This is a genomic window from Paenibacillus sp. sgz302114 (assembly GCF_056120345.1).
Window position 1 is genome coordinate 396,759 of record NZ_JBVYOI010000004.1, and the last position, 14,281, is coordinate 411,039.

At 46.9% G+C, this 14,281-nt stretch carries 14 protein-coding genes; 13 read left to right on the forward strand and 1 reads right to left on the reverse strand.

What is annotated here, in order from left to right; all coding sequences use genetic code 11:
• Positions 1–196: 196 nt before the first annotated feature.
• From AC0LWF_RS13925 to AC0LWF_RS13985, 13 genes are all read left to right on the forward strand, one after another.
• Positions 197–1,132 carry a phosphotransferase family protein gene (locus tag AC0LWF_RS13925; protein WP_474652126.1) on the forward strand — a complete coding sequence of 312 codons (936 nt, stop codon included), beginning with the start codon at positions 197–199 and terminating at the stop codon, positions 1,130–1,132.
• 305 nt (positions 1,133–1,437) lie between these two features.
• Positions 1,438–3,687, forward strand: a complete 2,250-nt coding sequence (locus tag AC0LWF_RS13930; RefSeq protein WP_474652127.1) for a glycoside hydrolase family 76 protein — start codon at positions 1,438–1,440, stop codon at positions 3,685–3,687.
• Positions 3,688–3,852: 165 nt separating this feature from the next.
• On the forward strand, positions 3,853–4,137 hold the full coding sequence (locus tag AC0LWF_RS13935) for a hypothetical protein (protein ID WP_474652128.1): 285 nt from the start codon (positions 3,853–3,855) through the stop codon (positions 4,135–4,137).
• 218 nt (positions 4,138–4,355) lie between these two features.
• Positions 4,356–5,375, forward strand: coding sequence for a potassium channel family protein (locus AC0LWF_RS13940; protein WP_474652129.1), 1,020 nt, complete (start codon positions 4,356–4,358; stop codon positions 5,373–5,375).
• Positions 5,376–5,424: 49 nt separating this feature from the next.
• Positions 5,425–5,697, forward strand: a complete 273-nt coding sequence (locus tag AC0LWF_RS13945; protein WP_474652130.1) for a hypothetical protein — start codon at positions 5,425–5,427, stop codon at positions 5,695–5,697.
• Between the two features lie 57 nt (positions 5,698–5,754).
• The gene (locus tag AC0LWF_RS13950; RefSeq protein WP_474652131.1) at positions 5,755–5,922 is read left to right on the forward strand and encodes a hypothetical protein; all 168 of its coding nucleotides are present in this window, start codon (positions 5,755–5,757) and stop codon (positions 5,920–5,922) included.
• A gap of 487 nt (positions 5,923–6,409) precedes the next feature.
• Positions 6,410–6,646, forward strand: coding sequence for a hypothetical protein (locus tag AC0LWF_RS13955; protein WP_474652132.1), 237 nt, complete (start codon positions 6,410–6,412; stop codon positions 6,644–6,646).
• 401 nt (positions 6,647–7,047) lie between these two features.
• Complete coding sequence (locus AC0LWF_RS13960; RefSeq protein ID WP_474652133.1) at positions 7,048–7,404, forward strand: TIM-barrel domain-containing protein; 357 nt, start codon at positions 7,048–7,050, stop codon at positions 7,402–7,404.
• Positions 7,401–8,084, forward strand: a complete 684-nt coding sequence (locus tag AC0LWF_RS13965) for a hypothetical protein (RefSeq protein WP_474652134.1) — start codon at positions 7,401–7,403, stop codon at positions 8,082–8,084. Before AC0LWF_RS13960 ends, AC0LWF_RS13965 begins: the two co-directional genes overlap by 4 nt.
• A 157-nt stretch (positions 8,085–8,241) precedes the next feature.
• Entirely contained in the window at positions 8,242–10,374 is a 2,133-nt protein-coding gene (locus AC0LWF_RS13970) for a GMC family oxidoreductase (protein WP_474652135.1), read from the forward strand.
• 249 nt (positions 10,375–10,623) lie between these two features.
• On the forward strand, positions 10,624–12,714 hold the full coding sequence (locus AC0LWF_RS13975; protein WP_474652136.1) for a catalase: 2,091 nt from the start codon (positions 10,624–10,626) through the stop codon (positions 12,712–12,714).
• A gap of 145 nt (positions 12,715–12,859) precedes the next feature.
• A complete protein-coding gene (locus AC0LWF_RS13980; protein ID WP_474652137.1) occupies positions 12,860–13,045 on the forward strand; it encodes an amidohydrolase family protein in 186 nt (61 codons plus the stop codon).
• Between the two features lie 11 nt (positions 13,046–13,056).
• Complete coding sequence (locus tag AC0LWF_RS13985) at positions 13,057–13,347, forward strand: Rieske (2Fe-2S) protein (protein ID WP_474652251.1); 291 nt, start codon at positions 13,057–13,059, stop codon at positions 13,345–13,347.
• Between the two features lie 420 nt (positions 13,348–13,767).
• Here the strand turns inward: AC0LWF_RS13985 and AC0LWF_RS13990 are convergent, their stop codons facing one another.
• Positions 13,768–14,262: a ferritin-like domain-containing protein gene (locus AC0LWF_RS13990; RefSeq protein ID WP_474652138.1), complete on the reverse strand. Its 495-nt coding sequence runs from the start codon at positions 14,260–14,262 to the stop codon at positions 13,768–13,770.
• Positions 14,263–14,281: the final 19 nt, after the last annotated feature.

The following is a 14,281-nucleotide window of genomic DNA, read 5'->3' on the forward strand; positions in this document are numbered from 1 at the left end:
CCACTTTTAATTCGTTTGAAACATCTAAACAACTAAGTCGCATAAAATGCGGCTTTTTTATTTATTGTATAAAAGTTAGCGCGAGTTATTAATGATCTAACGGGCAGGGAGTTTTAACCATTTTGGCGAATGCTATTAAATGAATCAACTTTCCAAATCGACTGTAAACAATCCGCGACGAATGAGAGGACATGCCATGAAATCTATGAGATTTGATATCTTAACGATCCAAGCTATCTTCGAGAAGCATAGTCTCGGGGAAATTGATCGTATAGAATATTCGGACCTTGGAATCGTGAATCCTTGTGTTTTTATTAACGATCATTATGTAGTTAGAGTAAATGCCAGAGACGTGGAGCTCCCGAAATTCGACAATGAACAGCAAGCGCTTCGAATGATGAAATCAGAAGGCATGCCGGTTCCAGATGTTTATGTATTTGATAACAGCCATGAACATTTACCATATGAAATATTGATCACAAGCAAGATGCCGGGCATCGATGTATGGAAGGAATTCGAAACGGCAAAAGATGAATCAAAAATCAAGATGGCATACAACTCCGGCGTTTTACTTGCCAAGATTCATGGGATTGGGCGGGATAAGTTTGGAGAGCTTGCTCTCTCGTCTAATAATCGATATGACAGCTGGCAGCAGTATCTAGTAGAGGGCATGAAGCAAAGAACCAATCGTTGTCTGAAGCTTGGAATTTTAAATCCTGAGGAAGCCGAGCGTTATGTCTTCGTGTATAAGAGAGCAACTCGTTTGTTCAGTGGAATATCAACAGCATCGTTGGTTCACAACGACTATCACTTTTCGAACATGCTGTGTGCAGATGGAGAGATTACAGCTATTCTAGATATGGAGTGGTCGATTGCCGGCGATCCGGAGTTCGACTTCAAATCGGCAATATTCACGGATGCATCTGAGATACAGCAGGCATTGATGGCAGGTTATTCAAGCCTACGCAAGCTGTCACCTTTATTCGATATCAAGCAGCTATATTATCAGCTCTTCGAAACAGTCGAGCTCATTTCGGTGTCCTATCTGCATTGGGGAGAAGAATCCTACCAGGGGTTTAAAGCTAGTGCCAAGTCATGGTTGGAGCAGATTGAAGCTGCATGGTCAACATGAGTTCGAGGGAAATCGTTTAGACGAGTTCCTTTAGTGTTGTATCGTAAAATAGAATAATATCGAAAACGGCAGAATTCTATAAAGAATTCTGCCATTTTGTCATACGGGACGAATAAGTTTCTACTATAATTTGAATTATGAAAGAGAATCGAGGAAATGAAGACGAACATCGTCTCTTTCGCGGTTTCCACTTCAGCAGCTGCAATTGCTTATGCTGCAGAGGTGTTTACCAAATCATGTTCGGTAATTTCTAATCTTAGGCTGAAGCGCTTGACAAATTAACCCTTGAGGAGTGTGTTAATCTATTGTCTAATCTTCGCAGCAAGTTTAAGAGTTTGAAATCGGTGGCAGGCAAGATTGTGCTGTCCGCTTTGATCGCCTTTCCTGTTCTAGTTGGTTCATCTGCGTCTACAGCTGATGCATTTACGAGCACGGATGCCGATACGGCGATGAACGCATTTATTAGCGGGTATTGGATGAGTGGATCCAATCAGTTCGCCATTGACACGAATAAGACGACTAAAGATGAATTTTGGAAGCAGGCCTTAATGCTTGAGGTTCTCGAAGACGCTTACGATCGGTCGGCGAATTCTACATATTATAATTATATTGTAAGCCATGCTAATTCGATATTAGCGCAGTATGGAAACGATTGGACGTATGTTGCTACACTGACGGATGATCCGATGTGGATGACGATGGCCTTCCTTCGAGCATACTCGATTACCGGCAACACCAGCTACCGGACAGCAGCCAAGAACACTTTCGACGGTGTGTGGAACGCAGCCTATGACACGCAGCTGGGCGGAGGAATTTGGTGGGATTACGCGAAGACAGCGAAAAATACGTGCAACAACATGCCGGCAGCCATAGCGGCGGTCCGGCTATCCAGTGCGCTTAGCGATTCCTCCTATTTGACGAAGGCGCAAAATCTGTACAGCTGGGAGAAGAGCCGCTTGTTCTTGAACGGTCGTGTCATGGATAACTTGCACAGTGACAACACCACGATTGACAGTTGGGAATTCTCATATAATCAAGGTGCCTTCATAGGGGCCGCCCATTACCTGTATCAGGCGACGAGTAACTCCTCATACTTGCAGGATGCCATCTCTGCTGCGGACTATTCGTATCAACACCTCACGGACACCAATTATATTATGAACTTTGACGCCGAGGATGGAGTTGAGGCAGGAGCGGGCTTCAAGGGCATCTTCGCAAGGTACATGAACTTGTTGATCAACCAAGACGGCCAAAGTCAGTATGCGTCCTGGATGAATTTGAACGCTAACACCGTATGGAACAATCGCCGTACCGCTGACAACCTTACTTACAAGGATTGGTCAGTCAAGACACCGAGTTCCTTAATAAAATCTTTTGGCAGCTCGACTGGAGTGGCGCTTCTTCAAACCACGGCTCCGGCCAGCGGCACGATTACCAAAGCGCTCGCTCCTGCGGCTACGACCACGGTCGATTTGAAAGCGATTGGCGCATACAACGAAGATGCATTCAGCACGGATGCCTCACCCGGTAGCTTCAGTTGGAGCGGCGGTTCGTATGCTTACCCTGCCGAGCAAGTTCCTTCAACGATTACATTTGAGAATACGCCTTATCTGATGGGACCGAACTATGATGGAAACTGCAATGGCACTATCAACACGGAGTGCAATGCCATAAAGGCCATTGGTCAGACCATCTCGTTGCCTTCAGGCAAATACACCGAAATTCGTTTGCTTGCTGCAGGAACGTATGGTAGCCAATTGGCAAAGGAGATAAAGATCAATTACAGCAGCAGTGGAAGTGTATCGAATCAGACCAACATCGTAATGTCGGACTGGGCGGCAAGCGATTATACCGGTCAGAAAGTCGCTAAAAATTTCACTTCCATGCACATCTCAACAGGCGAAACTTCAGGAAGTCCTAAGATGTATGCGTACTCCTTGCGGACGACGCCGACCTGGAATGTTTCGAGCATAACACTGCCGAATACGCCGAATGTGAACATTTTTGCAATCACTCTTGTCTCCTCTCAGCAAGCTGATCTGACAGCGTACTACAACGAAGATGGTTGGGGAAGCGATTCGAACCCGAGCAACAATAGCTTTGGCGGGGATGCAGGTTATGGATATTCTGCGAACGTGCTGAATCTGAATCCAACCTACAGTGGCATCAAGTATACGCTAGGAACGTCAACGGATGGCCAGAACAATCAGATCAAAGGAACAGGTCAGACCATTCCGCTGCCTCCTAACCAATATTCCGCGATCAAGCTGTTAGGCGCCAGCTCACACGGCAATAAAACGGGTACATTCACTGTGAATTATACGGACGGAAGCACAAGCGGCATCAGTGTCGCCATGCAGGACTGGGCATTGCCTAATACGACGACTTACCAGATGCAGGTCATGTCATACGCACATATTAGCGGTTCTACCGGCACCGGATCGTTCTATGTGTTCGGATATACCTTGTCGCCAACTACTGGAAAAACGGTGAAGAGCATCACGATCCCTGCCAATTCAGATATTCACGTGTATGCCTTATCACTAGTTCCTTAATCCCTCCTTGCTTGCAAGTTAACCTGCCACTCGCAGATAAGAGTGGCAGGTTTTTTACTAAGATCTCCGTTAACAAGAAAGGGGATGGTTTTGTATTTTTATTGAAAAAGAACAAACGTTTTGATAAGATGTAGTTTCAAGAATACTTCAACGGAGTTGAGCATCATGTCGATTAAACTGTTAAACCAGGTGGATTGTGTCAATCGTATACTAGAGGCTGCAAATGTTTCTGATTTCAAACGTCTTGTTAAGTTCGCAGAAGAGATACGTGACTATTTGAAATCTAATGTGCACCTTAACCCTAACGATCCAGACGTTAAACGTTGTGCTAGCTGTTTGGGGGCCTTAAAGAAAGCGTGTAAGGGAATTGAACCACTTAAATTGATTCGTACGGATGCTGTAGAAAGACTGGTACAAATTAATTTCCCAAATGCTAGCGATTTATACTAATGGTGTCGGGTGAACAGAAATTTATCTCATTAAAGGCCGCGAAAATCGCGGCTTTTTGCATTTATGGGATAAAGTTCTTGTCAAAACCAAATGACAAGAACTTTATCCCATCCCCGACAGAATAATCCATCTGGAGGGTATTCATCGAATATAACGAATTAATTTGTATATCGGGGTAGCTAGTTCACGAGCTCATAATATGAATGGGGGCACTCAGCTTGCCAATAATCGTCCGTGCGATGATGAAGGTTCTTCGAATACCGAAAACAACGGTCTTCATCGTAGCAGCAGCATTTATCCTCAGCAGCGGTACCATTGCCTATCTGATAGAGCCATCCACATTCGGAACATGGTTCAACGCCTTGTATTGGGTCATGACCACGATGGCGACGGTAGGTTATGGCGATTATTATGCGAAAACATTTTTGGGAAAGGCATTTACCCTTTACATTTACGTGTTTGGCATTGGGATTCTTAGTTTAATCATCGGAAAGATTTTAGACTCATTTACCACCATCTATAGAAGCTGGGAGGCTGGAAAATTGAATTTTCACGGAAGAGACCACATCGTTATTATCAACTGGAATAAGAAAGCGCAGTATGCGATAAATGAGATCCTTTCGTATTCTTCTTCCACTCATATCGTCATTATTGATGAATCGGGCAAGCACCCTGTCATAGATGAACGAGCAGTTCATTTTGTAAGCGGAGATCCATCAATGGAAGATGTACTTGAACGGGCAATGGTTCATACTGCTAAAGCCGTTATCATCTTCGCAGATACGCGAATTGACGAGCCTGCACTTTCTGATGGGAAAACGCTTCTAATCGCATCAAGCATTGAACGCCTTCATCCTGGTATCCATACTACGGTCGAGATTACGCAAGATAAAAACATACAAAATTTCCGATATGCAAACGTCAATGAATTCGTTCTATCACACGACGCCGTTTCAAGGCTTGCGGTGAGATCAGCTCTCCAGCAAGGGGGAGTGGAAATCATTAACCAACTGATCAACCGCGAGGTTGGGGACGACATCTATGAAGTTCCGGTTAGCAAACAATGGCAGACATATAGAGACGCTTTTCAGGGTTTATTAGAAATTGGCGCCACGTTGCTTTCTGATAGAGGGGACCTGGGGATTAATCGCAAGATGAACCAGCCTATACCTGCCGACGCTAGGCTATACGTGGTAGCCGATGAAGTCACCTATCAGAAGATCAAAAACTTGAGTTGAGGCTATTTAATGAAAAAGCGGATTGAAATCCACTAGGAGGTGGTAGGCTTTGCGATATGCAGTCGAAGGTGATATGGGCGGCCGGGGCGTTCGTATCGTTTGGATACGTGGTCGTCTGCAGGGAACGGCTGCTGCTGTGCGAGCCGTTAAGCATATGGCGAAGCTGTTGGAGGGATCCACGCTCAAAGCTACGCCGACAGGGCCGTTCTACTATTCTGACTTTCTCGTTGTTTATCATTATAATCATATTTGGGTTTTATCAATTTCAAAAGCCTATTCTCACGGAACATCAAGCCATATCCAAAGCAAAAATGTACCTTGACACCTTGAACCGTCAGAAGGATCTATCATATAACACAAAAAATGGCGCTGAAAGTAATTGGTAAATAAAGATACATTTTGGCATAAAATAACTGGAGACAGAACTTGGTATATCTCTATCGATGGCGTACTTGTTATTCTTGAAGCTGATAGTGGTGAATTTTTAGAGATGATATTTCCTATGGATGGTGTTATTACTAGAGATCAGCATCCTGACTGGTTTTAACGTGTTAGTGATTCATTAAGCTAATAGGACATGATACTTTAATGGCTGCCGCAAGGCGGTAGATATAGAACAGTGTCGGACGACAAGAACATCTATACAACGAAGTCGCATAGAATGCTGCTTTTTTTCTTTATTTATGGGATAGAAGTTCTTGTCGTTTGTTCAAGTCTAGAACTCCTATACAGAGCCGTATTAGGACAAGAACTTCTATATAAGGCCGCTGGGATTAAAATACGCTAGTTATTATTATGATCATCGCCGGCAGCAGTTTGCAATCCGCAGTTGCTCCATTTCATTGCTAACGAGCAGGATAGTTGAATACCTTCGCGAATACTTCAGGTATTGAGAGTTTGCGTATTTTAAATAGAGGTGGCTTATGGAGAAGATACAATGCTTTCCAACAATTTGGAAGGTGAAGCTGGGGACGGCAGAGCGACTAACCCCTCATCATTTTTTTGGAGGACAGGAAAGAGAAGGACTGCAAAAAATGGCGAAGCAGCCATTTCCTTTTGCCGAAGGCGCGCTTTCGGCGAAATCGACTTCTCAAGGTTTTTTGATAACGCTTCCGCTTGGTGAGGATGAGAAGCTATATGGACTTGGCTTACAATTGCAGTCGTTTGTACAGAATGGCAAAAGAAAAAGACTGCGTACGAATGCTGATGCCACAAATGATATCGGCGATGCGCACGCACCTGTGCCGTTTTATGTGTCGACGAAGGCTTAAGGGATTCTGGTGGATACGAGTCGATGCGTAGAATTCGATTGTGGCGCCACAAGACGAGTCTATTCGGAAAGCAGCAGTAAAGAGAAAGAGATCGCAATCCGGACAGAGACGTTATACAGCGAAGAGAAACGCGGAAGCCAAGTATCCATTTTTATTCGAGGAGTGGAAGGCGCAGAAATTTATATCTTTGCGGGCGAGTCGATCAAGCAAGTCGTCGAAAGCTACAATTTATTTTCTGGCGGTGGAGTATTGCCACCGATATGGGGGCTAGGAAATTTATATCGCAGCTATGGCCCAGCAAATCAAGATCAAGTGGAATGTCTGCTGGAAGAAATTCAGAAAGAACAAATGCCTTTTTCAATGTTAGGATTGGAACCTGGCTGGCAGAGTCGCGCATATTCGTGTTCATTAAGTGGGATTCGAATCGCTTCCCAGACCCGGAGCGCCTAGTACAGAACGTAAAACGTGCAGGTCTGGAGCTGAATCTCTGGGAGCAGGCGTACGTTCATAAGACTGCCGACTTCTATGAGGAACTGCGTCAGTATTCCGGTGACTATGAGGTGTGGGAAGGGCTTGTCCCAGATTTTGCTTTTCCAGAGGCAAGGAAGATTTATGGGAACCGGCAAGACGAGCTGATTGATACTGGAATCGGTGCAGTCAAATTGGATGAATGCGATGGGTCCAGCAACAATTCGAACAGCGGAATCTACGTTCCTATTCTCAGGTTCGAGCCGGGTGGAGCTATGGGTCGCCAATGAGTTTTGTATTATATAGTGATTTATATGATTACGGGCATTTTGTACGCGGTATTCTGAACGCCGGATTCTCAGGGCTACTATGGTCTCCTGAGGTTCGACAATGTGGCAGCGGGGAAGAATTTATCCGTAGGATGCATACCGTCGTGTTTTCGCCGCTTTCAATCATCAATGCTTGGATGGTGCCAAATCCGCCTTGGAAGCAGTATGACATTGATCAAAATGCACAGGGAATTCTGCTTGAGAACAGTGTACTTCAGGATCGATGCCGTGAGCTGCTGCAACTGCGAAATGCGTTCATTCCTTACTTGTATGAAGCGTATGCCCGTTATGAGAGATATGGGACCCCGCCTTTTCGGGCACTGGTGCTTGATTATCCCGATGATACACAGGTGCATACCATTGATGATGCGTATATGATGGGGGACAACCTGCTCGTGGCTCCTATTTTGAATGAAGGTACGGGGAGAACCGTATACTTGCCGGAAGGCGGCTGGTATGATTTCTGGAGTGGTACACGGTATATAGGCAAGCAGCGCATCATTGTCGAGACAACTCGGATCCCTCTCTTTATCAAGGAGGGAACGATTTTACCATTAGCGATCAACCAAAGTATTACGAAGGATACGATATTTGACCTTGAAATCCGCATATATGGCAGCCAGCCTCGCAAACCTACCTAATCGAGGATGATTGGATCAGTCTGAGTTATAAGAACGGTGAACAGAACTGCTACGAATTAGAGGTGGTTGATGGTGAATTAATTATTCCGAAGATGGAGCGCTACCTTATTCATTCTCAATCGAGCTTTTAATAATTTCACTGGGCGGTGTATATAGAATGAAGCCTCGCTGGCAGAAGTCTTTTTCATTAGAGTTAAGGGTAGTTTTGGAAGCGGTTTCCGATCGTATGATTCCGGAAGATGCATGGCCGTCAGCGACAAAAGCTGGTGTACTTACATACTTGGAGCGTCACATACACGAGGATCCTGGTACTTGGACGGACCTTTTGGAGCCAGGCCTACTCGCGCTAAATGCAGAAGCGATAAAGCGTGATGGCAGGTCTTTCACCGATCTGTCTGCAGACGAGAAGGACAGTCTGCTCCATAAAGTCCAGCAAGATCATGTTCAAGACTGGCCCGTTCAGTCTAAGCTATTTTTCGAAACGTTATTGAGCTTGGTCATCGAAGGTTACTATGGAAATCCTGAATCTGGAGGGAATCACGGGAATAAATCTTGGGATATGATCGGCTTCCGGCCTGGACCGGTATCGGGAACGAAGTCGCCAGTCGAAGAATTCGATTTGCCGCAGCGGTCATTTGATGGGCTTCGCGACCGCTATGATGTTGTCGTGATTGGAGCAGGCGCCGGCGGTTCCGTAGCTGCTGGCATTCTTGCTGAAGCGGGACTTGACGTGCTCGTCATAGAGCGTGGAAGCTGGCTCCGATATGGAGAGGTTGGCAGCGATCACTTACGGAACCACCGTTTGAGTAAATATGGTCATAACACTGGCCCTTCGCCCAAAGGCAACCCTCGGACGATACTTTTGCCAGGTAGAGAAGAGCGGGTCACCGCGCCTTTCGAGGGTGACTATCATAATAACGCAATGACTGTGGGCGGAGGAACAAGGGTATACGGGGCGCAGGCATGGAGATTCCATCCGGATGATTTTCGCATGGCAACACGCTATGGCATCCCTGACGGAAGTTCGCTAAGCGATTGGCCGATTCGTTATCAAGACCTTGAGCCCTATTACGAGCGCGCCGAGTGGGAAATCGGTGTTTCGGGGGATGGGAACGCCCACTCCGGACGCGGCATAAGTAAATATGCCTATCCAATGCCAGCTTTGCCAAGGACCAGGGAAGCCAATCGTTTGGCCCAAGCAGCGGAGAAACTAGGATGGATTGCGGGGCCAGTACCTCTTCTAATTAATTCCGTGGAACGCGACAACCGGCCAGCCTGCGGACGATGCGGTCAGTGTGTCGGATTCGCGTGCCCTACTAATAGTAAAAATGGCGGTCACAACACGATGCTAGTAAGGGCTATCTCTTCCGGCAACTGTGAGCTGATCTGCGATACCATAGTAGAGCGTATTGAAACAGAAGGCGGGAAGCGTGCCACCGGAGTACATCTAGTACGAGAAATAGACGGAAGGATCGATCGTCTCTATGTGAAGGCAGGGCATGTGGTGGTCGCCGCCGGAGCTATTGAGAGTGCGCGCCTTCTTCTTAACTCGGCATGCGATTCAGAACCGAGCGGGATCGGCAATCGGTATGGTCAGGTTGGTCGACATCTTCAAGGACATGTTTATTCCGGTGCATACGGCCTTTTCGATGAACCGATTCAAGACGGTCTTGGCCCTGGGGTAAGCATTGCTACTTTCCGTTTCGAACATAGCAGCGAAGCAGCAGTTATCGGGGGAGGATTGCTGGCTAACGAATTTACCAGGCTGCCGCTCGTTCACTGGTATCGCGCACTTGCGCCAGATGCTGCGCGTTGGGGAATCGCAGGAAAAGAAACCATGCGCGAAACCTATCTGAGGACAAGCCACATTCAAGGCCCTATCCAAGAGATCCCGACTTCCGAATCCAGAATAAGGCTCTCTTCCTCAGTAAAAGATCGCTACGGGATTCCCGTTGCACAGCTCTCCGGAAGCGTCCATCCTGAGTCTCTTCGAGCATCTGCAATGCTGGCAGAGCAAGCAGAGAAGTGGCTTTGGGCAGCAGGAGCTCATCAGGTTTGGCGAACAAAGGCCGGCAATGGACTAAGTGGCGGGCAACACCAATCAGGGACACTGCGCATGGGCAGCGACCCATCCGCATCCGTCACCGATCCGAGTGGCCGCGTGCATGGATATGATAATCTCTGGGTAAGTGATGGTGCTGTGCATGTAACCAATGGCGGAGTTAATCCCGTGTTAACCATTATGGCTCTAGCATTCCGCACAGCAGAGAACTTAGTGAAACAAGGGTAAAGAAGTACTTATTAGCTATAACAATTTATTTTATGAGTATCAGGCTCTTGTCCAATCTGTAGGATAAGAGCCTGATTTTGTAAGAGACAAGAATAAGTGCGGTAACATTGCGATAGAAACTTTCATATTGAGGCGCATCGTTAATCCGATTTGTTGCTGCTGTAAATGTACCCGATGAGTAAACTCTACTGGATAATTAGGGATGAAACAACGGATACTATCCCAAATCTTGAAGTGGAGGTATAGCAGATGAACGAGAAGGATAACGTCAAGCAGAAGCAGTTGGATGCTTATCGCGTAATAGATAAAGGCGAGTTTCTAACGACGAATCAGGGCTTGCGGGTCGAGGATGATGAACACTCCCTGAAGGTTGGTCCCCGTGGTCCGACTATAATGGAAGACTTCCACTTCCGGGAGAAGATGACTCACTTTGATCATGAGCGTATTCCCGAACGTGTCGTACATGCGAGAGGCTTTGGTGCGCATGGCGAATTTGAGCTGTACGAATCGCTCGCCCAGTACACAAAGGCAAAGTTTTTAAACGATACGTCGGTGCGAACTCCGTTGTTTGTTAGATTCTCCACTGTGGCAGGGTCACGGGGCTCAAGCGATACGGTAAGGGACGTACGCGGTTTTGCTGTTAAGTTTTATACAGAGGAAGGGAACTATGATCTCGTTGGCAATAATATGCCGGTATTCTTCATTCAAGATGCGGTTAAGTTCCCCGACTTTATACATGCTGTTAAGCCCGAGCCGCCCAACGAGATTCCGCAAGCTTCATCGGCACACGATACGTTTTGGGATTTCGTAGGAACGAATACGGAAACCGCCCATATGATTATGTGGGTCATGTCGGGACGAGCCCTGCCTCGCAGCTTTCGCATGATGGAAGGCTTCGGTGTCCATACCTTCCGTTTCATTAATGAGGAAGGTAAGTCCCATTTCGTCAAATTCCACTGGAAGCCGAAACTAGGCGTGCACTCGTTGGTATGGGATGAGACGCAGAAGGTAGCCGGTAAGGATCCGGACTTCAACCGCCGCGATTTGTGGAATGCAATCGAGCAGGGCAACTACCCTGAATTCGAGCTCGGCGTTCAAATCCTGAAGGAGGAGGATGAATTCAGCTTCGACTTCGATATATTGGACGCGACTAAATTATGGCCGGAAGAAATTGTTCCGGTGCAAATCGTAGGAAAAATGACTCTGAACCGAAACACGGATAATTTCTTCGCGGAGACGGAGCAGGTGGCATTCCACGTAGGCCATCTTGTTCCAGGTATCGACTTCACGAACGATCCATTGCTGCAAGGAAGGTTATTCTCGTATACCGATACGCAGCTACTTCGCCTCGGAGGCCCTAATTTTGCAGAAATTCCGATTAATCGTCCGATCGCGCCCGTACATAACAATCAACGAGACGGCATGCACCGGATGGCAATCAATCCGGGACAGACAAGCTATCATAAGAACAGCTTGGAAAATAATGATCCGGCGCAGGTACCGCCGAGCGAGGGCGGTTATCGCCATTACGAGGAGAAATTAGAAGGGCGAAAGATCAAGGCTAGAAGCCATAGTTTTGATGATCATTTTAGCCAAGCGTCGATGTTCTGGCATAGTATGTCTCCGATTGAGCAAGGTCAGATCGTAGACGCATTCCGTTTCGAGCTAGGCAAAGTGATGTCAACACAAGTTAGGCAACGCGTGGTTGATGTGTTCAGCCATGTGGCAGAGGAACTCGCGGAGCGGATAGCCGAAAGCATCGGAGCAACTCCAACCAAAGGCGTCGCGGCAGCACCGACAGCAATATCTCCTTCGCTTAGCATGATGACAAAGACCAAGACAGCTGCTACACGCAAGGTTGCGGTGATCCTCGGGACGGGTTACCACACGGCAGAGATTCAAGCACTGTTAAAAGCGTTGACCGAAGCGAAAGTAACAGCGGACATTGTGGCTAAAAATCACGTACCGGTAAGAGGCGATGATGGTACGCTTATCGAGCCACAGCAATCTCTGCTTACGGCTGCGTCAGTGTTGTATGACGCTGTCTATGTTTCCGGCGGAACGCAAGGCGTGGACGAATTGCTCAACGACATTGCATCAGCGGGATTTGTTCGGGAAGCGTTTCAGCATTATAAGACTATTGCTGCTACTGGAGATGGCATGCGTCTGCTTACTGCGGCAAACGCAGTATATGCTGCAGGAGGCGATGGGGCGCAGCCTATTGGCGTTTTGCTTACCGCGCAAGAAAACGTTGACGCTTCATTCTTCACGTCATTTATTGAAGCGATCGCGCAGCATCGTCATTGGGATCGAATATTGCAGAATTATCTGGTGAAGTAAGAGGTTAAACCAGAAAAGGAACAATACTGCGAAAGTCCTCGCCTACAGAGATCACTGAAAAAGTTGAAGAAGGAGTAAGCTCTCCATTTTTTAGAGGAGCTTGCTCCTTCTTTGTTAATAATTAAATCAACATGAGAGAGTGCAGGTGACGAGCGGTTCCTTTTTGCTCAAGCGAGGCGCTGGGCTGTTCGACGCCGAGCATATTCTTATGTTCTCCAGCGATTATCCGCACTTGGATTTCGATTCCCCGACCCGCGCTTTCCCGAAGCTGCCGGAGTCGCTGCACCGCCGGATATTTTTCGATAATGCGAAAGAGTTTTATAAGCTTTAGTAAAGGAGGCAATCGCCCTCAAAAACAGCTGCCCGCATCAAGGAGCGCCTCTTTGCGTCGGTACCGTAACCGGTATGACACTTCCATCTGCCCCAGGGGTATATTTATACGGCCGGGAGGGCGAGATCGTACGCTGCCCATGGCATGGCTGGGAATTTGACATCACCACCGGCAAATCGATTTTCGACCCGCACGAATGTCTGGTCAAGACATATGATGTGACGGTTGAAGTGGAGGAAGTCCCGGAAATGGAGACCTATCCTGTCACCGTGGAATCCGGAACGATCGTTGTGCATTTGTAAAAGGGCAAGAACATATATATTACATGCAGCGTTCTTGGTATTATCCCCTTCAAGTAGGCACTCAAAAAAAACCGTCATGTTGTTATCATGGAGGTTTGAGTGAAACATTAGAGGGGATATTTATATTTTTATGGCTATAATGGGACAAACATTTCATTCGTATTCGGATGAATTCAAAATGGGGATTCGTAACTGTTCACAACTGAAGGGGTGGGTGAAGAAATGGCAAAATAGCGAGCTGCAAAGCTACAGAGCGAGGCGAGACAAGACCGCGATCACAAGCTGTGGAAGATTACATCTCCCCTTACAACTACCGTCTCTTTCAAGCCAAATTAAAACAACGCGCACCGGTTGAATACCGGTGCGCGTTGGCAGCTTAGCTTTTTCAATTGTCCGGGTTTTGTTCTGAGCACCGATATTTTATGACCACGTACTATGATAGTGCCTAATACTCATATTACGAATTAGCAAGTTATTATACTTAGCAGCATGCTTCTGTTCATCCACGATGATGCCGTACAAGGTATCTTTATAGATACCGTTCGGGAGAGCAAACCAGATCTTTCTATATTTCTCAACCGCGGCTAATTCGCCGTCGAATGCTTGTTGCAAGCCGTCCATGTAAGAGTTCACGATAGGAGTTTCTTCGTTCAATGTCCCTGTGACTTCATAGCCAGTTAAGTCCTTGTACATTTGCCTGAACATACGATTATGACCCCGTTCATCGTCTCTTATCGAGGCGATGATGGCAGCTTGTTGCGCATTCGGTGCCAGCCTGATCAACTGATCGTAAAATAGCTCGTCACTTCGTTCTCCTTGCACAGACTCCTTAATCAGTTCAACTGCTTGCTGGGGGGTGGTGAGCCAGACGGGAACAAGAGAAGGGGCTCTCCAATAAGGATTCACATCATTCATAACTTTCCTCCAAGGTGGG